The following is a 22,388-nucleotide window of genomic DNA, read 5'->3' on the forward strand; positions in this document are numbered from 1 at the left end:
CGATAAGCTGGCGCATCGGGCATATGTGTTGACCCGATGCGCCTTATTTCATGCCGGATGCGGCGCGAGCGCCTTATCCGGGTTATTCAGCAGGCATCGAATATTCGGTAACCTTATTAATGGTTTCCGGCCCTTGCTTCGGTTTCGGCAGATCGAGTGACGCGAGCGTGTTGTAAGCCGACTGGCTCACACCGCCTTCGAAGCTCATCTCCGTCGCTCCCGGCAACTGGTAAGCATTCGCGCCCGGATTCCATTTCTTAAAGAACTCCGAAAGATCCGTCTGGGCGACCCAGGAGGCACACAGCATCAGCGTGTCGGCAGCGTTACCGTTAGATTCAGCACAGTAGTTCTTACTGCCGAACTTGTTATTGCCAACCTCATCGCCGCGCGCTTTACGGTGCATCAACTGGAACAGGTTCCAGCCTTTCATCCCTTCACGCTCGCTGTAAAACTCTGGCAGAGGAGTGCCATCTGGATACCATTTCTTGATATCAAAGTTTTTCTCTGCCCACTCCTTCAGCTGCGCGTACATCAGCAGACGGTCACCCGCACCGCCGCGTGCCCATGCCTGGTTGTTGCTCTCCTCCAGATATTCCGGTGCGACGGTAATATCGTCAGCGACACGATTCATCTTGCCGAGATAGCGATCCTGCATGTACAGCGCCAGCACGTTGTTCGCCACTTCGGTCGCGCCTGGAACAGTCAGCGGCGTTTCGGCGGCGTTGTGACCAACTTCGTGCCAGATCAGCCAGTCGTTCAGCGGCGTCGTCGGCAGCGTGGTGCTGTTCGTCGAGAAGCTGCTGTTCATTACCGGATAACCAGAGTGCGCATCACCGATGGAGATCTGCACATCGTTGGTGAAACGATGCTTGTGGCCCGTCAAGTTTTTATAGGTAAACATCCGGTGCTTACCGTCTTCATCATTACGACCGTAGAAGTCATTCATCGAGCTGGCAAAGGTATCCAGATCTTTAGCGAATTGCTCCAGTCCGCCAGTGTAATTGCTGGCATTCAGGTTCTTCTTCGGTGTGGTATAGACGAACGACGCAGACTCCAGTTCGCCCAGCGGGGCAGGAGAGTTCAGATCGTTTTTCCATGCGCCGTCTTTATAGAACGGTGCTTTTACCACGCCAGTAAAGGTGAAGCTGGCAGATTCATTGGTAGAGCTATTGCCTTTGATATAAATCAGGCCACCGTAAGGCACCTTGAACTTCACCGTACCGCTAGCGTCCAGAGAGTACGTTTTAGTCACTCTTGGCGGACGGTTCAGCGCAACTTCATGCTTCTCACGTCCGGTCAGGTCGTCAGCCAGCGCCACGGTGACGGTCACAGGAACGTTCGCATTGGACTTAATGGTGACCTCTTTCTGAGCCGGTGCCCACAGGCCAGTTGACTGCATGTTACCTGCAAACCATTTGGTCGGATTCGAGTACAGGCTGATGGTTTCAGTAACCTCTTCTCCCCCTACAGATACCGCTCCTGGGTACTTCTCCACATCAACCTTAATGTTCAGATCCCACCAGGAACGGCCCAGCATCAGGCGCGTCAGCGGTTTTTCCATATAGTTGAGTGGATAGCTCGGGTTCATCATGCCCGCTTTGCTGCTACCGTCACCGTAGATCATGTTGTTATCGACCAGCGATTTTTTCAGATCTGCGGAGCACTGTGTGCCATCGGTATAGGCATCGTTGGTATAGCAGTTCAGGAACTCGGTGAACGTTTTAAAGCCCAGCTCGTCATTTTTGCTGCTGTCATAGCTATATTCAATTTCATTCCACAGCCAGACCGACATGTTCTGGTACAGACGTTCCAGATCGACGCTGCTCAGACGCTCGCCTTTACTGCCTTTAGTACGGAAATAAAGCTCATGTTGATACAGACGCTGAATGTTGGTGCCTAAATCTGCAGCCTGCACCATCGCTTTCGCAGTGTCGGCGTCAAGATTCAGTTGCGTATAGCGTGGAACAAACATGCCAGTATTATTCTCTGGCGTTACAGGAACCCCCGTGCCTGGACGGTATTCGAGGCAGTTGACCTCATAGTGATAGTCAGGATCCTTACACTCTTCCAGCCCAGGGAACGCATCCAGAATTCTCTTCTTCGCCGCAGCCAGCAACTCAGGCGTTTTGTAGTCGGCTTCATCAATAAACGCGTATTGAGTTACTTGTTCACCATCAACCTCTTCTTGCCAACTGGCAACTTCCAGCTTCGGTTTCTTATCAGGTTTGTTATCAATCTGATATTTCCAGGTAACTTCGCCTGTCTCAGAATTAATGGTGTACGGCAGCGCACCTTCCACAACCGGATAACGTTCATAAACCCAAATGCCATCCGCTCGGCGCTGGCGCACGCGGTTCGGATAACCCTGCGGATCGTTGTTCACCACCGATTTGTTCAGAGCCATTGACAGACCCGCGGCATCCAGCAGACGCACAAAACTGGACGCGCTCTCTTCCTTAAGATTGCTCATCACGTTTTCCATGATCAGCACCGAACCGCCTTTGTTCAGATAGGCGATCAGATCAGTCACATCCTGCTGAGTCAGCTTCGGTTTGCTGGTATCTGCACGCAGAGGCACAGCATAGGGATCGCCAGACCACTGAGTCACATATTCAAAGCCGTTGAGGATCAGCAACGGAACTTCTTCCGGATTTAGATCACCATAGCTGGTCAAATGTTTAACTGAGATACCCGCAAAATCCGGATGGAAGCCGAACGCAGCACTATTTCCTGTAACCTGACCATGACGTTTGAAATAGACGGTATCCAGGTTGGTGCCTACGGTCATGCTGGCTTTCGCGTCCGGCGTCCATTTATCGTCGGACAGATAGCGCAGTACGTTCTGCATAAAGTGCTTCATGTCATCAGAATCACCGCTGAGCGTACACTGCCCGTCTTTATTAACGCCCCCGTTCCAACTGTAACCATTAGGGCAACGCAAAATGCTGTTGTAGTGCGGGTTACCGATAACCATCAGTTTCCCGTCGCCGACTTGCCCCAGCGAAATAAACGGCAGGTTGAAGGTCGCGGTATCGCGCGTAACGTTCTCTGGCTGCACAATGGAAGGCGCTTCCGTAATGTACGCCAGCTCATTTTTATCCCAGGCGCGTTTTTCACCGAAGGCCAGCCAGTAGTTTTTATCATTACGCGCCATCAGAATCGGGAATGCCGCGTTGGAGATATTCACCACCGCCTGACCGCGCGCGTTACCGGTGCTGCCATAGAAGTTGGTAGAGTCATGGAAGACGTGGAACTTGCTGACAGACTGATAGTTCGTATCCACGCCCCACAGCTTGTTGATAACACTCTGAATCTGGCCGTCATTAACATTGCGCGTCGTCAGCGAGAACCAGCGAGCCTCGTTACAACCGTCGGTTTTCGCACAAATCGCGGTATCGATCTCTTTGGCTTGACCCGTCTTAAACTGCTCAATAAATTCGTTTGGCAGATTAACAACTTGCTCACCTTCATCCAGCGTCGCACCGTTGGATAACGAGAGATTGATAATCTCGTTGATCACGTTGGGATATTCGGCAAAGACCTTGCGTACATCGTCCGGAACAACACGGGTATTATTTTGCCCGGTCGTCGAATAGCGATGAATAAGCTGATCGATATTCGCCCCGCGAACTTCATCACCCAGTTCAGTCAATGCAATGGTCGACTTATTGCCGCGCACTGACCCCAGTTCAAAGGTATCGATACCAAAGGAGATGGTTTCGCCCCAGCTAAAGGAAAATTCACCATTTTCCCCTGTCACGCCACGGCCTGAATTGGTGTAGTAGTTGACGCCAGCAACACCGTTCCCCAGGCTATCCACCAGTTGGCCTTCGGAAAGAATGATTTCAGTGGGTTGATACTGATAAAACTGTTCCGCGTTAGCCGACACGAAGGACGCGTTCAGATCCGGTTTTGTTCCCTCTGTCGTGACTGGCACTACCGTTGAGGTATGGGTGGACGGCGCTTTATCAGTCGCAGCATTGTTTTCCACCTCTTCATTGACCAGCTTGCTGAAATTGTCTGTTGCCAGATCAATTTGCTTATACAGTTTTTCAAATCGCGCGCGATCAACCACTGACGAGAAAGTAAGACAAAGCTGTTCTGCATCTGCGGGGCAACTGTCGCTGGACGTCACCAGAGAGATGGCGTTGGTTTTCTTATTTTCAGAATTCGCCAGCTCCTGCGCGTCCTCCAGACTAAACGACACTTTGTCAACCGCACGCAGGCTACGCGCAGCTTCTGACTGGGTGTTGAAAGTTGCAATGGTCGTACTGCCAACGACACAACTCACGGTGTTGCCAGGTGTAAAAGTAAAGCCATCGCTGGATTCACCATTACAGGTAGCACCAGTTACCCGCTGGCTTCCGCCCAGGGTCAGATAACCCGTTTTCGTAGGAACAGGTTCTGGCTCCGGTTCTGGCTCTGGATCAGGTGTCGGTTCCGGCGTAGGTTCTGGGTCCGGCGTTGGCTCAGGCGTCGGCTCCGGGTTTGGTGTTGGATCAGGTTTCACTTCCGGCAAAGACCCTGTTCCAGAATCTACAGGCGGCGTATCGGAGGAAGATCCGGAACCACCGCCATCACAACCGGCTAACAGGGTTGCACTCAAAATAGCCGCTAAAAGCGATTTCTTATATTTAAATTTCTTATTCATTAATAACGCAAGTGACAAAACAATGTTAAAAAATTCGTAACTGGGAGAAATAGTTTTATGCTTTATCTTCTCTAATAACTTCCTCCATTCTTAATAAAACGGCATCATTGATAGCAAAGCAGGTGAAATTTATAAGAATAACCCCTATTCGATGTCTGGCTGGTGATTGTTACGAAATTTCATTAAACAAAAAATTAACAACTTTTCACAACGTAACTATATAAATTCGTTGGTAGTTTTAACGATTAAGATTGCAAAAGCAACAGATAGAACGGTGTTTGCTCATCAAGCGAACATAATTAGTACAGACTTGTTTTGCGTGATAAAAAATAGATGTTCTCACGATCTTAATTATTTAGCAGGTTATCTAAACACAAAACATTATTGCCGCATGGATAATAAAGCGAGAAATAATTTTTAATTAATAAGACAGAATAATGTAAATGAAGCCGGATGATATTAACGATCATCCGGCATTATTGATTTACGAGACTAACATCCCAGTAAACACATACGCCTGCAACAGCGTGATAATGCCGATAACGCTGGCAAAAATCAGACTGTGCTTCACGGTGTAGCGGAACAGTTCAGATTCCCGGCCCACCATGCCCGTCGCGGCGCAGGCCACGGCGATAGATTGCGGGGAGATCATCTTGCCAGTTACGCCGCCACTGGTATTTGCTGCCACCAGCAGTGTGTCAGAGACGTTGATTTGCTGCGCCGTGGTCGATTGCAGTGAACCAAACAGGGCGTTAGAGGAGGTGTCCGAGCCGGTAAGGAATACCCCCAGCCAGCCGAGGAATGGCGAAAAGAACGGGAACATCACGCCTGTACCTGCCAGTACCAGCGCCAGCGTGGTGGACATACCGGAATAGTTGGTGACGAAGGCGAACGCCAGCACCATGCCAATCGACAATATCGGCCACTTCAGACTAATTAGCGTTTCGGCAAAGACGCCAATCCCTTTCTTGATGCCCACGCCGAGGATGAAGATAGAGATAATCGCCGCAATAAAAATAGCGGTGCCGCCAGCCGAGAGAGGGTCGAATTTAAACACCGCATCCATTGGCGTTGGTTGGGCGACAATGGGTGCCGCTTTCAACACTTGTTGATGCAAATGAGGGATCTGGAAATTAATCACCAGTGAATAAAACGCGCCGCCCGGAGCAAATAACGCTTTAAACGGCTTCATGGTCCAGATGGTGACCAGCACCGTTAAGATTAAAAACGGTGACCACGCACGAATGATTTGCCCCAGACTATATTCTGAAGGCACGGGACCGCCAGAAGATGGTTTATTCACCACCATCGCTCCTGCGGATTGTCCCATGCTGATTGCCGTTTCGGTATTTTTCGGCCGCCAGACTTTAAGGAATAAAGCGAGTGAGACGATACTCACCAGCGCCGAAGTAATATCCGGCAGTTCCGGACCAATATAGTTAGAGGTAAAGAACTGCGTGACAGCGAAGCTTCCCCCAGCAACCAGCGCCGCTGGCCACGTCTCTTTCACCCCTTTCCAGCCGTCCATCATTGCTACCAGCCAGAACGGTACAAGAACCGACAGGAACGGTAACTGACGTCCCGCCATTGCGCCAATGTGGAACGGATCGATTCCCGTTACCTGACCGGCGACCAGAATCGGCACGCCCAACGCACCAAACGCCACCGGCGCAGTATTGGCAATCAGACACAGCCCCGCCGCGTATAACGGTTTGAAGCCCAGGCCCACCAGCAGCGCACCGGTAATCGCCACCGGCGCACCAAAGCCAGCCGCCCCTTCCAGCAGCGCGCCAAAGGAGAAACCAATCAGTAACACCTGCAAACGCTGATCGTCAGTGATGGAGATAACCGAGCTGCGGATAATATCGAACTGACCGCTGGCAACGGTTAATTTATAGAGGAACACCGCCGCAACAATAATCCACGCAATAGGCCATAATCCATAAATAAAGCCATAGCCCGCAGCAGCAAATGCCATATCAATCGGCATTTTAAAGGCGAATATTGCAATCAGGATAGATAATATAAGGGTTATTGCTCCAGCGACATGTCCTTTCAGACGTAATACCGCGAGTGCAACGAAGAAGAATATTATCGGGATCAGGGCGACCAGAGCGGATAGCCCCAGTCCTCCCATCGGCATATACATTTGGGTCCAGGTAACCATATTGTTCAGTCTCTTGTTATCTTTATATGCTTGATATACTTAAGGTTGTAATAAGCAAAAGAGGACTGAACTGTAAAATATAGGCGTTATACTTTACAGCAACAGTACGCCGCTAACGCAATTGCTACCTCTGGCATAACAAGTATATCGGGTAAGGGTTTCTGTTCCGCACACGCAGGCGCAGAGTATCGTTAAGATGTCCATATTGTTGTTTTAGGCCCGCTAGTAATGCGCTACGGGTATTTAATATTGTTAAACCCTGATAATCGCTCCGGTTATTTCCGGGATAAATGTACTACCGCAGTTACTATCATAGCCCCGACAATAAAACTTGCCGGGGCTTTTTTGACGCTATTAATGACTTTCTTTTTCGCGTAAACGCCAGGCGTGTAATAACGGTTCGGTATAGCCGTTTGGCTGTTTCACGCCGAGGAAGATTAAATCGCTGGCAGCTTTAAAAGCACACGAGTTAGCGAAATTTCCCGCCATCGGACGATAAGCCGGATCGCCAGCGTTTTGCTGATCAACCACTTTCGCCATATTCTCCAGCGACGCCTGCACCTGTTCTTTGGTCAGAATACCGTGACGTAACCAGTTGGCGATATGCTGGCTGGAGATACGCAGCGTTGCGCGGTCTTCCATCAGCGCCACGTTGTGAATATCCGGCACTTTTGAACAACCAATCCCCTGCTCCACCCAACGCACCACGTACCCCAGAATCCCCTGCACGTTGTTATCCAGCTCTTGTTGGATCTCTTCCACCGACCAGTTAGCGTTTTCAGCCACCGGAATAGTCAGCAGATCGTCCAGCAGCGGTTCAAATTCAGCATTGAACTCGGTCTGGGCAATGTTGGCTTGCACGCTCTGTACGTTGGTTTGGTGGTAGTGCAGCGCATGGAGCGTAGCAGCGGTTGGTGACGGAACCCAGGCTGTGTTTGCCCCGGCACGCAGTTGGTCGCCCTTCTGGCTGTACATGTCTGCCATCAGGTCCGGCATTGCCCACATGCCTTTACCGATTTGCGCTTTACCGCGCAGCCCACAGAACAGACCGGAAAGCACGTTATTACGTTCGTAGGCTTTGATCCACGGCGTCGATTTCATCTGGTTTTTACGCAGCATCGGGCCAGCTTCCATCACCGAATGCATTTCATCGCCGGTACGGTCGAGGAAACCGGTATTGATGAACGCCACGCGGTTACGCGCCTGAGCGATACAGCTACGCAAGTTCAGCGAGGTCCGGCGTTCTTCATCCATAATGCCCATTTTCAGGGTATTCGGTGCCATACCGAGCATTGTCTCAATGCGGGTAAACAGTTTGTTGGCGAACGCCACTTCCTGCGGACCGTGCATTTTCGGTTTCACAATATAGACGCTGCCAGTGCGCGAGTTTTTCTGCACTTTTAAATCATAGAGGGCAATCGCGCCAGTCATGACGCCATCAAGAATGCCTTCCGGGATTTCATTGCCTTCGCTGTCCCAAATCACAGGAATGGTCATCAAATGACCCACGTTGCGGATAAACAGCAGCGAGCGTCCGTGCAGAGAAATTTCAGAGCCATCGGCGGCGGTGTAATGACGATCGTCATTCAGTTTACGCACGATTTGCCGACCGTTTTTTTCCATTTTCTCTTGCAGAGTCCCCTGCATCAGGCCCAGCAGGTTGCGGTACAACAGGATTTTATCTTCCGCATCAACCGCCGCGACCGAATCTTCGCAGTCGAGAATGGTACTGATGGCCGCTTCGACGATAACATCGTTGATATGCGCCGGATCGTCTTTGCCAATCCGTCCGTTGGCATCAATTTGCAGCTCAATATGCAGGCCGTTATTTTTCAGCAAAATGCAGGTCGGCGCAGCGGCATCGCCACGGTAACCGACAAACTGTGCTGGAGTACGTAACGTGGTTTCTTTACCATTTTTCAACTGGATGCGTAATAGTTTATCGACCACCTTAAACGCCACCACATCCTGATAGCTGCCTTTTTCCAGCGGTAGAGATTCATCGAGGAAACGCCGAACCCAGGCGATAACCTGCTCACCGCGCTGCGGATCGTAGCCGCTGACCATCGCCCCTTCCTGCGGGATGATGTCGCTGCCGTATAACGCATCGTACAGTGAGCCCCAGCGCGCGTTCGCCGCGTTCAGCGCGTAGCGGGCATTCATCGCCGGAACCACCAGCTGTGGCCCCGCCTGGCTGGTGATTTCGCTGTCGATGCCCGTAGTTTCCACCGTCACATGCTCCGGTTGCAGCACCAGGTAGCCCAGTTCACGCAGGAAAGATTTATAGGCCGCTTTATCTTTTACCGGCCCCGGATTGCTGCGATGCCACTCATCAAGCGCCGCCTGAATGCGATCGCGCTCTGCCAGCAACTGACGATTTTCTGGTGCCAGATCGTGAACAATCTCATCAACATTGCGCCAGAACGCGGCAGCATCCAGTTCCACGCCCGGCAAAACCTCTTCATCCACAAAACGTTTAAAATTGGCGTCAATGCGTAAACGGCCCTGGGTTATGGTTTGACTCATTGTTTCTCTCCTCGTTTTCGCTTATTTCGCCAACACCGCTGCTGCCGCTTTCGCGACCTGCGCATCCTGTGCTCCGGTTAAACCAGAAACGCCCACGGCACCAATAATTTGCCCATCCACAACAACCGGTACGCCGCCTTCCAGCGACGTCAGTAACGGCGCAGTCACGAACGCGGTACGTCCGTTGTTCACCATCTCTTCATAGCCCTTAGTTTCACGACGCCCCAGCGCGGCGGTACGCGCTTTCTCCTGGGAGATGTAAGCCGCAATCGGCGCGCAATCGTCCATGCGACTTAACGCCAGCAGATGACCGCCGTCATCGGCAACAGCAATGGAAACTGACCAGTTGTTTTTCTGAGCCTCTTCCTGACCTGCGGCAATAATTGCACTCGCCATTTGCTGGCTAAGAATGACTTTAGTTTTCATTTTGTTATTCCTTTTCAAGGGCTTGTTCTACAATTTCAATCCAGTGACGCACAGAGGTACGACCGGCGCTCGCCAGATGCGTCTGGCAACCAATGTTGGCGGTGACGATCATTTCCGGTTTGCCGCTTTCCAGCGCATTCATTTTGTTATCCCGCAGCTGGCGCGCCAGATCGGGATGCGTTAACGCATATGTTCCCGCTGAACCGCAGCACAGATGGCTGTCGGGAACGTCCGTTAAGGTAAATCCAAGACGAAGTAACACTTTTTCCACTTCGCCGTTCAGCTTTTGCGCATGTTGCAGGGTACACGGGCAGTGGAAGGCCAGTTTTTTATCGCCGCGAATTGCCAGTTTTTCCAGCGGTTCCTCGCGCAGAAGTTCGACTAAATCGACCGCCAGCTCACTGACCTGACGCGCTTTATCGGCATACAACGCATCGTTTTTCAGCATCTGCCCATACTCTTTGACAAACGCGCCACAACCGCTGGCGGTTTGCAAAATTGCCTCGGCACCTGCTTCAATCGCGGGCCACCAGGCATCAATATTATTGCGCGCCCGCGCCAGCCCTTTCTCTTGCGCATTAAGATGATAGTCCACCGCGCCACAACAGCCTGCTTCGTTAGCTGGCATGACGCTGATCCCCAGACGATCCAGCACTCGCGCAGTTGCCGCGTTGGTGTTGGGCGAAAGCGTAGGCTGGGCGCAGCCTTCCAGCATTAAAACCCGACGCTTATGGCGCAGCGGTGGACGCGGTTTAGCTTTCACGGTTTCAGCAGGCAGTTTTGCTCTGACCTGTTCCGGTAAAAACGGTCGCAGCACCAGCCCTACCTGCGTCAGCGCACGGAAGACCGCCGGACGCGGCACTACCTGGCGCAATCCTTCGCGCAGCATTCGCTCCGGCAGTGGGCGTTTCACTTTCTGCTCGACAATATCACGCCCGATATCCAGCAAATTGTGATAGCGCACACCAGAAGGACAGGTGGTTTCACAATTGCGGCAAGTGAGACAGCGATCGAGATGCTCCTGTGTTTTAAGCGTGACTTCGTTGCCTTCCAGCACCTGTTTAATCAGATAGATGCGCCCGCGCGGCCCGTCCAGTTCATCGCCCAGGAGCTGATAGGTTGGGCAGGTTGCGGTACAAAATCCGCAGTGAACACAGGCGCGCAGGATGCTGTCGGCTTCCAGCGCCCGCGCGTTCTGCCGCATCTCTTCGGTTAATTGGGTTTGCATAGCCTGCTCCTTAAAGCTCCGCGTACATGCGACCGGGATTAAACACGCCGCAAGGGTCGAGCTGCTGTTTAAGCTGCTGGTGATAGCGGAATAAAGGAGCCGGTAGCGGGGCAAAACCACCATCTCCGGCACTAAAGCGGGTCGCATGACCGCCAGCGTTGCGGGCGATGCGATGGATTTGATTGTCATCGGCTGTCGATTTCAGCCAGCGTAGCGCCCCGCCCCAGTCGATCAGTTGCTCGCCGGGTAAATCTATCATCGGCGCATCGCTGGGTAAGGAAATGCGCCATAAGGTACCTGGTAACGAGAAGAACGGCAGTTGTTGTTCACGCAATTGCTGCCAGAACTGACCCGCAACCTCTTCGCCACCCAGCAGTTCACGCGCTGCTTTTACCGATCCTTCGCCGCCCTCAAGGCGGATCCACAACGCATTGTCGAAGTAACATAAGCCACTAATGGGTAATGGCTGGAGTTGCCACTGGGCGATTTCATTCATGGCTTCTTGCAGGCTGATTTCCCGACGCAGACTCAGGGAGGCGCGCGGTCGCGGTAACACTTTCATCGAGATTTCAGTGAGCACGCCAAGACAACCGTAGCTTCCGGCCATTAACCGTGAGAGATCGTATCCGGCAACGTTTTTCATCACCTCGCCACCAAAACGCAGATGTTTTCCAGTGCCGGTAATGATGCGCGTGCCGAGGACAAAATCGCGGACCGAACCGCTCCACGGGCGACGCGGCCCCGCCAGCCCGCAGGCGACCATCCCGCCCCAGGTGGCTTCTTCACCATAATGCGGCGGCTCGCAGGGGAGCATTTGCCCGGCGCTCTCCAGCGCCGCTTCAATGGCTACCAGCGGCGTTCCGGCACGCGCGGTTATCACCAGCTCGGTCGGGTCGTAATTAACAATGCCTCGATGACAACGCACATCCAGCGTTTGCCCGGTGACAGGACGACCTAAAAAGGCTTTGCTATTGCTGCCCTGAATCACCAGCGGCGTTTTATCGCTAATCGCCTGATTCACCTGCTCCAGCAGCGCCTGGCTGTAATCACACTCGCGTAGCATCAGAAACGCTCCAGTTCAGGGAAAGGTAAATGACCGTGATGCACATGCATGGCACCAAATTCAGCACAGCGGTGTAGCGTGGGAATGTTTTTCCCAGGGTTCAGCAAACCATCGGGGTCAAACGCCGCCTTGACCGCATGGAAGGTCGTGATTTCATCGCTGTTGAACTGGGCGCACATTTGATTGATTTTTTCTCGCCCGATGCCATGTTCCCCACTGATGCTGCCGCCAACTTCAACGCAGAGTTCGAGGATCTTCCCGCCCAGCTCTTCCGCGCGGGCAAATTCACCGGGTTCGTTGGCATCGAAAAGGATTAACGGGTGCATGTTGCCATCTCCGGCATGAAAGACGTTAGCAACACGTAAATCATATTGCTGCGATAAACGGGCAATGCCTTCCAGTACGCCAGGCAGGGCGCGGCGCGGGATGGTGCCATCCATGCAGTAGTAATCCGGGGAGATACGTCCTACCGCCGGGAACGCATTTTTGCGACCGGCCCAGAAACGTACGCGCTCTGCTTCGTCCTGTGCCAGACGGACGTCAGTCGCGCCCGCTTTCAGCAAGATGTCGTTAACCCGCTCGCAGTCCTCCTGTACGTCAGACTCCACGCCGTCCAGCTCGCATAACAAAATCGCTTCGGCGTCGACGGGATAACCGGCATGAATAAAATCTTCCGCTGCGCGGATCGACAGGTTATCCATCATCTCCAGCCCGCCGGGGATAATGCCATTGGCGATGATGTCACCAACCGCAAGTCCGGCTTTTTCTACCGAGTCAAAGCTGGCTAACAGAACCCGCGCCACGGGCGGCTTCGGCAGCAGTTTTACCGTCACTTCGGTGGTCACGCCGAGCATACCTTCCGATCCGGTGAACAGCGCCAGCAGGTCAAAACCAGGCGAATCCAGCGCATCCGATCCCAGCGTCAGCGCCTCGCCGTCCAGCGTTTGCACTTCAATTTTCAGCAGGTTATGTACGGTCAGACCATATTTCAGGCAGTGAACGCCACCGGCATTTTCCGCCACGTTGCCGCCAATCGAACAGGCGATTTGTGAGGAAGGATCCGGCGCGTAATAGAGATTATGCGGCGCAACGGCCTGGGAGATCGCCAGGTTACGCACGCCCGGCTGCACGCGCGCGCGGCGACCAACGGGGTTAATGTCGAGGATCTCTTTAAAGCGCGCCATCACCAACAACACACCTTTTTCCAGCGGCAGCGCGCCACCAGAAAGCCCGGTGCCTGCACCACGGGTCACCACCGGTACACGCAGGCGGTGACAAACAGCCAGAATCGCTGTCACCTGTTCCATTTGCTTAGGCAGAACAACCAGTAATGGACGCGTGCGATACGCGCTCAACCCGTCACACTCGTAAGGAATGATCTCCTCATCGGTATGCAGGATCTCCAGTCCAGGGACATGCTCACGCAGTGCCATCAGTACCGATGTGCGGTCGACATCGGGTAAAGCGCCATCAAGACGCTCTTCGTACAAGATGCTCATGAGTAGGCTTCGCTTTGTTGTGTTGTGTGGCAGCTGATTTTTGCGCGCTGCTTCTGTGAACAGTTATTAAGCGGGCTTTTCGTTTTCGTCTATCTCTTTAGCTACCGGTCAGACCATTTTTTTTCCAGCTCTGTGACCTTGTCTTGGTTAACTTAATGTTAAATTGATGTAACATAATCACTTACGTGATGTGCGTGTTTTGCGAGTTAAGAACAGAAAAATTGGTCCTACCTGTGCACGAGGTCCGGGAATGAAAGATGAACGTCGCCCTATTTGCGAAGTGGTTGCAGAGAGTATCGAACGGTTAATTATCGACGGCGTACTGAAGGTCGGTCAGCCGCTTCCCTCGGAACGTCGACTGTGTGAAAAGCTCGGCTTCTCACGCTCCGCACTGCGTGAAGGGCTGACCGTGCTGCGCGGGCGCGGGATTATTGAAACAGCGCAGGGTCGCGATTCTCGTGTCGCACGGCTTAATCGGGTGCAGGACACCAGCCCGCTGATCCATCTGTTCAGTACGCAGCCGCGAACGCTGTATGATCTGCTCGACGTTCGCGCATTACTGGAGGGCGAATCGGCAAGGCTGGCGGCAACGCTGGGAACCCAGGCTGATTTTGTTGTGATAACCCGCTGTTATGAAAAAATGCTCGCCGCCAGTGAGAACAACAAAGAGATTTCGCTGATCGAACATGCGCAGTTGGATCACGCTTTCCATCTCGCCATTTGTCAGGCTTCTCACAATCAGGTGCTGGTGTTTACACTGCAATCATTGACCGACTTGATGTTTAATTCAGTGTTTGCCAGCGTAAATAATCTCTACCATCGACCACAGCAAAAAAAGCAGATCGATCGCCAGCATGCGCGGATCTACAACGCGGTGTTGCAGCGGCTGCCGCACGTCGCCCAGCGCGCAGCACGCGATCATGTGCGGACCGTGAAAAAGAATCTCCACGATATCGAGCTGGAAGGTCACCATTTGATTCGCTCGGCGGTGCCGCTGGAGATGAACCAGAGTTAGCTGGTATTAAATCTGCTTTTCATACAATCGGTAACGCTTGTACGGCTCCGCCCCAATGCGTTCCAGCATGTTATTCATGCCTGTATTGGTTTCGAGGATCCATGACATTTCCAGCGCATCGATCTTCCGGCGGGCAAACGGATCGCGTAAGGCTTCAATCAATAACAGCGCAATCACCGGGCCGATGCGGCTAAACTGATACTCGTCCCGCACGCCCATCAGCGGTACTCGCGCAGTTCGCACACCGCTGACTTTTAAACGCCACAGCAATTTTGCCCAGCCGAAGGGAAAGAGCGATCCGTTCAGATCGGCAATCGCCTCGTTGATGTTTGGCAAGCCGACAATAAACGCGCAGGGTGCAGAATCAATCTCAGCGATGTAGATCATATCGTCCGGCACCAGATATTTAAGTTGATCGCCCATGGTCGCGAATTCATGTTCGGTAAACGGCACAAATCCCCAGTTGTGCTGCCAGCCAGAGTTGAAAATCTCACGCAGGATCTGCATCTCTTCGGCAAACCGCTGGCGATTGATGCAGCGAATGGTCACCTTCTTACGCACCTGATCCATCAGTTTTTTTAGCGCCGGAGAGAAAGTGAGATCGGTTCGCTGCATCCACCACGCCAGTAAATCAATGCCTTTGTGATAACCCAATTGTTCAATATGCGCGGCATACCACGGTTTGCCATGTGGCATCATCGCACAGGGTGGTGTGTCAAAACCTTCAATCAGTAATCCGCTTTCCTGATTGATATTCAGGCTGAAAGGCCCGCTGATCTTACTTGCACCTTGTGACTTCAACCACGCTTCCGCTGCGCCAAACAACGCGGCAAAAACCTGCGGATCATCAATGGCGTCAATCATGCCGAAATGACCGGTATCTTCGCCGTAACGCTCACGGTGCAAGGTATCGATTTGCGCGGTAATTCGCCCAACTATCTGCCCGGCTTTTTTTGCCACCCACGCCTGCCAGATGATATGGTCCGTCCCCGGATTCTTCGTAGACAAATGCTCGCTGCGTTCAATGAATAAAGGGGGTATCCAGTTTGGATCATCGGGATAAAGTGATGACGGAAAAGCGATAAATGCCTTAAGGTCATTTTTATTAATTACTTTTTCAATTTTAATCATCAGCAGATCGCATTCCATATCTCTGTGGATAACAAATAATTAACGGTGACAAACAGATTGCAACAGCAACGAACGGCACCTTAATAATCAACCCAATGAATACAAACGACGAATAAATAGTATTTATTAATGATTACGATAAGGTTAGAGACTACACAGAAGCGCCACAATGCCTTTTGTCGATTTAAGGCGACCGGACAAGGCTTCTTCTTAATATATTCACAAATTAAATATCATTCACAATAAAAACAAAAAAACTCAAACTCATTATTTAAATCAATGTTCATTTTCACACTGATGAAAATACTATCTCATTTATCTTTTATGCCTATATAATCCACCGCATTATTGTCATTTTATTTTTGATATCCAATTTTTTCGTGGTGTATATGTCTAATAAAATCTTTACGCATTCCCTACCTATGCGCTATGCCGATTTTCCAACGCTGGTTGATGCTTTGGACTACGCCGCTCTGAGTAGCGCCGGAATGAATTTTTATGACAGACGTTGCCAACTTGAAGATCAACTGGAATATCAGACGTTAAAAGCGCGTGCCGAAGCTGGTGCGAAGCGGTTGTTATCGCTGAACCTGAAAAAAGGCGATCGCGTGGCGCTGATTGCCGAAACCAGTAGCGGGTTCGTAGAGGCTTTTTTTTCCTGCCAGTATGCCGGCTTAGTCGCCGTCCCGTTGGCGATTCCAATGGGCGTCGGTCAGCGGGATTCCTGGAGCGCCAAACTGCAGGGTTTACTGGCAAGTTGCCAGCCCGCAGCCATTATCACTGGTGATGAGTGGTTACCGCTGGTCAATGCCGCGACGCATAACAACAACCCCGAATTACATGTTTTAAGCCACGCCTGGTTTAAGACATTACCGGAAGCCGATGTTGCGCTCCAGCGTCCAGTTCCGAACGATATCGCCTACCTCCAGTACACTTCCGGCAGCACCCGTTTTCCCCGTGGCGTCATTATCACCCATCGCGAAGTGATGGCTAATCTACGTGCTATAAGCCACGATGGCATTAAATTACGCCCTGGCGACCGCTGCGTCTCCTGGCTGCCTTTCTACCATGATATGGGACTGGTCGGCTTTCTCCTGACCCCCGTCGCCACGCAGCTTTCAGTAGATTATTTGCGCACTCAGGATTTTGCCATGCGTCCTCTGCAATGGCTTAAATTGATCAGTAAAAATCGCGGCACCGTTTCCGTTGCGCCGCCGTTTGGCTATGAATTGTGCCAGCGCCGCGTGAATGAAAAAGATCTCGCTGAACTGGATCTTTCCTGCTGGCGCGTCGCTGGTATTGGTGCAGAACCCATCTCCGCAGAACAACTCCATCAATTCGCTGAATGTTTCCGTCAGGTCAACTTTGACGATAAAACTTTCATGCCGTGCTACGGACTGGCAGAAAATGCGCTGGCTGTCAGCTTCTCTGATGAAGCTTCCGGGGTTGTGGTTAACGAAGTGGATCGCGACATCCTCGAATATCAGGGCAAAGCCGTCGCGCCGGATGCTGAAACACGCGCCGTATCGACTTTCGTCAACTGCGGTAAAGCGTTGCCGGAACATGGCATTGAAATCCGCAATGAAGCAGGTATGCCGGTCGCGGAACGTGTGGTAGGCCATATTTGCATCTCCGGCCCCAGCCTGATGAGCGGTTACTTTGGCGACCAGATTTCACAAGACGAGATTGCCGCGACGGGCTGGTTAGACACCGGCGACCTCGGTTATCTGCTGGACGGTTATCTGTATGTCACCGGACGCATTAAAGATCTGATTATTATTCGTGGCCGTAATATCTGGCCGCAGGATATTGAATATATTGCGGAACAGGAACCGGAAATTCATTCTGGCGATGCGATTGCTTTTGTTACCGCCCAGGAAAAAATCATTTTGCAGATCCAGTGTCGGATCAGCGATGAAGAACGTCGCGGGCAGCTTATCCACGCGCTGGCAGCACGGATCCAAAGCGAATTTGGCGTGACCGCGGCTATCGATCTGTTGCCGCCCCACAGTATTCCCCGAACGTCCTCCGGCAAGCCTGCCCGTGCGGAAGCGAAAAAACGTTATCAGAAGGCTTATGCTGCAAGCCTTCATGTGCAGGAATCCCTGGCATGAATCAAACTGTCGCGGTGACGGGCGCTACCGGGTTTATCGGTAAATATATTATCGATAACCTGCTCGCCCGCGGCTTTCACGTTCGCGCATTGACGCGTACTGCCCGCGCTCACGTCAATGACAATCTCATCTGGGTGCGCGGTTCTCTGGAAGATACTCATTCACTTAGCGAACTGGTTGCCGGAGCCAGCGCGGTGGTCCATTGCGCCGGACAAGTGCGCGGGCACAAAGAAGAGATTTTTACCCGCTGTAACGTTGACGGCAGCCTGCGACTGATGCAAGCGGCAAAAGAGAGCGGCTTTTGCCAACGTTTTCTGTTTATCTCTTCGCTGGCGGCGCGCCATCCCGAACTCTCCTGGTACGCAAATTCCAAACACGTCGCCGAACAACGGCTGACCGCAATGGCTGACGAAATTACGCTGGGCATTTTTCGCCCGACAGCCGTGTATGGTCCCGGCGATAAAGAGTTAAAACCGCTGTTTGACTGGATGCTGCGCGGCCTACTGCCACGACTTGGTGCGCCAGATACACAGCTCTCTTTCCTGCACGTCACCGATTTCGCGCAAGCCGTGGGGCAGTGGTTAAGCGCCGAAACTGTACAGACGCAAACCTATGAATTATGCGATGGCGTCGCCGGCGGCTATGACTGGCAACGCGTAAGACAGCTTGCCGCCGACGCCCGTTGCGGTTCCGTTCGAATGGTTGGTATTCCTCTGTCGGTACTCACCTGCCTTGCGGATATCAGTACTGCGTTGAGTCGCCTGGCAGGTAAAGAACCTATGCTGACCCGCTCGAAAATTCGTGAATTAACCCACGCCGACTGGTCGGCAAATAATAACCGTATTTCTGAAGATATTAATTGGTTTCCCGGGATTAGCCTGGAACACGCATTACGCAACGGGCTATTTTGATTGTCTTGTTTAAAGGTGTGTTAACGTTTCTATGGTAAATCGTGAAATAGTAATGGATTACATCCTTTCCTGTTTACAGGATTTGGTCGAAAACGGTGTGGAAATTAAGCCCGACAGCGATCTCGTCAACGATCTTGGCCTGGAGTCGATCAAAGTGATGGATCTCTTAATGATGCTGGAAGACAGATTCGATATTTCCATTCCTATTAATATTCTGCTGGATGTCAAAACCCCTGCGCAATTAATGGAAACACTACTTCCATGGCTGGAGAATAAATAATGGGGCTATACGATAAATATGCGCGCCTTGCTGGCGAGCGACTGCAATTTAGTGACAACGGGTTAACACCGTTTGGCACCTGTATTGATGAAGTGTATTCCGCCACCGAAGGTCGGATTGGCAATAAAAAAGTGATTCTGGCCGGGACCAATAATTATCTCGGTTTAACCTTTAATCATGATGCCATCGCCGAAGGTCAGGCAGCGTTAGCGGCCCAAGGCACCGGCACCACCGGTTCTCGTATGGCAAACGGCAGTTATGCGCCGCATCTGGCGTTAGAGAAAGAGATCGCCGAGTTTTTTAATCGCCCTACCGCTATCGTTTTTTCAACCGGTTATACCGCTAATTTAGGCGTCATCAGCGCACTTGCCGACCATAACGCCGTGGTGTTACTGGATGCCGACAGCCACGCCAGTATTTATGACGCCTGTTCTCTCGGTGGCGCGGAAATTATTCGTTTCCGCCATAACGATGCTAAAGATCTGGAACGGCGCATGGTTCGCCTCGGTGAACGGGCAAAAGAGGCGATTATCATCGTTGAAGGCATCTACAGTATGCTCGGTGACGTTGCGCCGCTGGCGGAAATTGTTGATATCAAACGTCGTCTCGGTGGTTATTTGATTGTCGATGAAGCGCATTCGTTTGGCGTGTTAGGCGCAACGGGGCGCGGACTGGCTGAAGCCGTTGGCGTTGAAGATGATGTGGATATTATCGTTGGTACCTTCAGTAAAAGTCTGGCCTCGATTGGCGGTTTTGCTGTCGGTTCGGAAGCGATGGAAGTGTTGCGCTACGGCAGCCGCCCGTATATTTTTACCGCCTCTCCTTCTCCGTCCTGCATTGCGACCGTGCGCTCGTCGTTAAGAACCATTGCCTCACAACCAGAGTTGCGGCAAAAGCTGATGGATAATGCCAACCATCTGTATGACGGTCTGCAAAAACTGGATTATGAGTTAAGTTCACATATTAGCCCGGTAGTGCCAGTAATAATCGGTTCGAAAGAGGAAGGTTTACGCATCTGGCGCGAGCTTATTTCGCTGGGCGTTTATGTGAATCTTATCCTGCCACCTGCCGCGCCTGCAGGCATCACGCTGCTGCGCTGTAGCGTAAACGCTGCCCACAGTCGTGAGCAAATTGATGCCATCATTCAAGCGTTCGCTACTCTGAAGCAGTAATGTGAGCCCGCTGTGGTGTTGCGCCACGGCGGGTTTAATGTTGTCTGTCATACCAATACACCAGGCTCAACGCCACCAGCACAAACGCTACCGGTAAACCGAGCGCGGTAACAGGTGCGCTCAACGCAAATAGCAATCCCAGATTGACCATGATTTGATAGCTGATCCAGGTAAGTAAGCCCACGATGACGCCTACAGCGAGACGGCTACCCATCCCAGGCGAACGCGGGGCACTAAAGGTAAACGGCACAGCCAGCAAAATCATCGCCAGGGTCAGGATGGGTTGTCCCAGTTTTTCCCACAGTGCAAGGCGGTATTCGCTGCTGGGTTGCCCAGTTTCCTGCAAATAATGGATGTAATGATTAAGTTGACGGACAGAAAAAGTATTTCCCGGCATCGATAACTCTTCAAGATTCATACTGGTGAAGGCCGATTGCCAGGCAAGATTATCTGATGTTTCCAGCGTTTCTTTGCCATTCAACCATTTTTTATGATTCACACCATGCAGGATCCATGTTTTGTCGTCTTCAATGGAGGCACTGCGTGCAAAAATGTAGGATTCGAGCGAGAGATCGTCGCGATAATGAAATATCTCCACGCCCACAGGCTGGCCCTGCTCGTTCAGCGATTTCACCGTCACAAATTCATTACCGCGCCTGGCCCAAAGCATATTGCCGGTAATGTCATCGTCCTCCCCCAACGCGGTGGCAGTCGATTTGATTTGCAGCGCCTGTTGCTGCAATGGCGACGCCACCCACTCATCTATCGCGCCTAACGAAACAGTCCACAATATCCCGGCAACCAGCGCCACCAGTGCAATACGGAAGATAGAAAACCCAGTGCTGCGAATGGCGGTAAGCTCACTGTTTTTCGATAACTGCCCCAGGCCAACAATCCCTCCCAATAATGCGATAAACGGCGAAAGTTCGACCAGTGTACGCGGTAAGGTCATCAGCACCACCAGCACCGCCTGAGTCCAGCGATAACCGCCCGGGCTGACATCATCCAGTTCGTTAATCAGGTTGAAGGTGGTAAAAAGCGGCAGCAATAGCCCTGCGGCGGCGGCAAAACCGAGAAAGAGATGACGGATTAAATAGCGACTGAAAACATTCATCGGGAAAATTTCTGCAGCAAAGAGAAGTCGCGTGCGACCAGCATCAGCAGGCCCATTAGCATGAGTCCGGGTACTAACCACAAACCAGGAATGAGGGGAATCGCGCCGTTAGCCACCAGCGTACGGCAGACGTCGCCGCCATAAAAAATGGCAATAAACAGCAACGTCAGTGGCAATAATGTTGAAAATCGCCCTTGCCGCGGTTTTACCCGACTTAATGAAATGGCCAGCAGCGCCATCAACAATGCTGTCAGGCCACGGCTTTGTCGCCATTGCAGTTCGGCATGATCGGCTGGAAAGACGGAGCGCGCCAGCTCCGTGACCGATTTCGCTTTGCGTTTGACGTTAGGGCTTTGATCCAGCGGATTCAGATGTAATTGCAGATTACGGTAGATCTGTTCGTTGTCGTCACGCCCCTGATGATCGAGAAGATAGGCAGTGCCGTTGTGCAACATAACAGTCGGTTTCTCAGGTGATGGGTCAACCACATCAACCGAACGGGCGCGGAAAATGCGGGTTCGATTGGCAGTAGAAGTATAAATCAGCGCGTCAGTCAGGCGATTATTATCCTGATCAACCGTCTGCGAAAGGATCATTCGTCCGTTATCGTTAGTGTTAAATTTCTTTGCCCGCAACTGGCGAACATCCAGCTCCGACTGTGACTGTTGCTCCAGTTGATAAATCTGCGCATAAGCCCACGGACGACCATACATCGACAGAAGGGTGACAAAAATACTTAGCGGTATCGCCAGATAAAGAACGGCTTTGTACAAGCGTCCCGGACTGCCCCCCGCCGCGGAGATAGCGGTAATTTCCGAGTCGGTATACATTTGCCCTAGCGTCACGCCAACTGAAGCATATAGTCCAACAGGTAACAGCATCTCCAGTGCAATCAGCACTTTGTAGAAAACGATATCCAGCACAACATCAAGAGCTAATGTCCCATTTGCCGCTTCGGTCAGATAACGCTGTGCGGAGTAGCTGGCGAAAATAAAGATCAGAAACCCGACGATAATCAGCACCAGACGGCGCGTACCACGCATGATGTAGTGTTCAACCAGCTTCATCTCGCTAACGCCCTAAATCCTTTG

General features: G+C 51.9%; 15 protein-coding genes. 5 read left to right on the forward strand and 10 right to left on the reverse strand.

All coding sequences use genetic code 11. From position 1 onward, the window contains the following. Positions 1–82: 82 nt before the first annotated feature. The 7 genes from sslE to glcD all read right to left on the reverse strand — a co-directional run bounded on the left by sslE (position 83) and on the right by glcD (position 13,560). On the reverse strand, positions 83–4,651 hold the full coding sequence (gene sslE / locus ACJHXB_RS01980; RefSeq protein WP_001034485.1) for a lipoprotein metalloprotease SslE: 4,569 nt from the start codon (positions 4,649–4,651) through the stop codon (positions 83–85). Positions 4,652–5,135: 484 nt separating this feature from the next. Next, entirely contained in the window at positions 5,136–6,818 is a 1,683-nt protein-coding gene (glcA, locus tag ACJHXB_RS01985) for a glycolate permease GlcA (protein WP_000259302.1), read from the reverse strand. Between the two features lie 354 nt (positions 6,819–7,172). Continuing rightward, positions 7,173–9,344 (reverse strand): malate synthase G, encoded by a 2,172-nt coding sequence (gene glcB, locus ACJHXB_RS01990; RefSeq protein ID WP_000084113.1) that lies wholly within the window; start codon positions 9,342–9,344, stop codon positions 7,173–7,175. 21 nt (positions 9,345–9,365) lie between these two features. Next, complete coding sequence (locus tag ACJHXB_RS01995) at positions 9,366–9,770, reverse strand: GlcG family protein (protein WP_000853256.1); 405 nt, start codon at positions 9,768–9,770, stop codon at positions 9,366–9,368. Positions 9,771–9,774: 4 nt separating this feature from the next. Continuing rightward, positions 9,775–10,998, reverse strand: coding sequence for a glycolate oxidase subunit GlcF (glcF, locus tag ACJHXB_RS02000; protein WP_001194675.1), 1,224 nt, complete (start codon positions 10,996–10,998; stop codon positions 9,775–9,777). 10 nt (positions 10,999–11,008) lie between these two features. Beyond that, positions 11,009–12,061, reverse strand: coding sequence for a glycolate oxidase subunit GlcE (gene glcE / locus ACJHXB_RS02005; RefSeq protein ID WP_023308320.1), 1,053 nt, complete (start codon positions 12,059–12,061; stop codon positions 11,009–11,011). Continuing rightward, the gene (gene glcD / locus ACJHXB_RS02010; RefSeq protein ID WP_000026117.1) at positions 12,061–13,560 is read right to left on the reverse strand and encodes a glycolate oxidase subunit GlcD; all 1,500 of its coding nucleotides are present in this window, start codon (positions 13,558–13,560) and stop codon (positions 12,061–12,063) included. Before glcD ends, glcE begins: the two co-directional genes overlap by 1 nt. 250 nt (positions 13,561–13,810) lie before the next feature. Here glcD and glcC point away from each other — a divergent pair, with 250 nt between their 5' ends. Then, entirely contained in the window at positions 13,811–14,575 is a 765-nt protein-coding gene (glcC, locus tag ACJHXB_RS02015) for a transcriptional regulator GlcC (RefSeq protein ID WP_001308066.1), read from the forward strand. 6 nt (positions 14,576–14,581) lie between these two features. On the opposite strand, the gene yghO is transcribed toward glcC, so the two are convergent. After that, on the reverse strand, positions 14,582–15,724 hold the full coding sequence (gene yghO / locus ACJHXB_RS02020; protein WP_001469246.1) for a protein YghO: 1,143 nt from the start codon (positions 15,722–15,724) through the stop codon (positions 14,582–14,584). 371 nt (positions 15,725–16,095) lie between these two features. Between yghO and ACJHXB_RS02025 the strand changes: the two genes are divergently transcribed. From ACJHXB_RS02025 to spt, 4 genes are read left to right on the forward strand one after another with little or no spacing between them, the layout of a single operon-like run. Continuing rightward, the gene (locus ACJHXB_RS02025; RefSeq protein WP_020240221.1) at positions 16,096–17,820 is read left to right on the forward strand and encodes a fatty acyl-AMP ligase; all 1,725 of its coding nucleotides are present in this window, start codon (positions 16,096–16,098) and stop codon (positions 17,818–17,820) included. After that, entirely contained in the window at positions 17,817–18,731 is a 915-nt protein-coding gene (locus ACJHXB_RS02030) for an NAD-dependent epimerase/dehydratase family protein (RefSeq protein ID WP_001077121.1), read from the forward strand. The genes ACJHXB_RS02025 and ACJHXB_RS02030 overlap by 4 nt, the downstream gene beginning before the upstream one ends. A 31-nt stretch (positions 18,732–18,762) precedes the next feature. Then, positions 18,763–19,011 (forward strand): acyl carrier protein, encoded by a 249-nt coding sequence (locus ACJHXB_RS02035; RefSeq protein ID WP_000248097.1) that lies wholly within the window; start codon positions 18,763–18,765, stop codon positions 19,009–19,011. Beyond that, a complete protein-coding gene (gene spt, locus ACJHXB_RS02040; protein ID WP_000524936.1) occupies positions 19,011–20,183 on the forward strand; it encodes a serine palmitoyltransferase in 1,173 nt (390 codons plus the stop codon). Before ACJHXB_RS02035 ends, spt begins: the two co-directional genes overlap by 1 nt. Positions 20,184–20,217: 34 nt before the next feature. Here spt and lptG read toward each other — a convergent pair whose 3' ends face one another. After that, a complete protein-coding gene (lptG, locus tag ACJHXB_RS02045) occupies positions 20,218–21,297 on the reverse strand; it encodes an LPS export ABC transporter permease LptG (protein ID WP_001315007.1) in 1,080 nt (359 codons plus the stop codon). Next, positions 21,294–22,364 carry an LPS export ABC transporter permease LptF gene (gene lptF / locus ACJHXB_RS02050; protein WP_000779627.1) on the reverse strand — a complete coding sequence of 357 codons (1,071 nt, stop codon included), beginning with the start codon at positions 22,362–22,364 and terminating at the stop codon, positions 21,294–21,296. Before lptF ends, lptG begins: the two co-directional genes overlap by 4 nt. Positions 22,365–22,388 lie beyond the last annotated feature (24 nt).

Source organism: Escherichia sp. WS3227_2, from assembly GCF_046486495.1.
In the GTDB taxonomy this organism is placed as follows: domain Bacteria; phylum Pseudomonadota; class Gammaproteobacteria; order Enterobacterales; family Enterobacteriaceae; genus Escherichia; species Escherichia coli.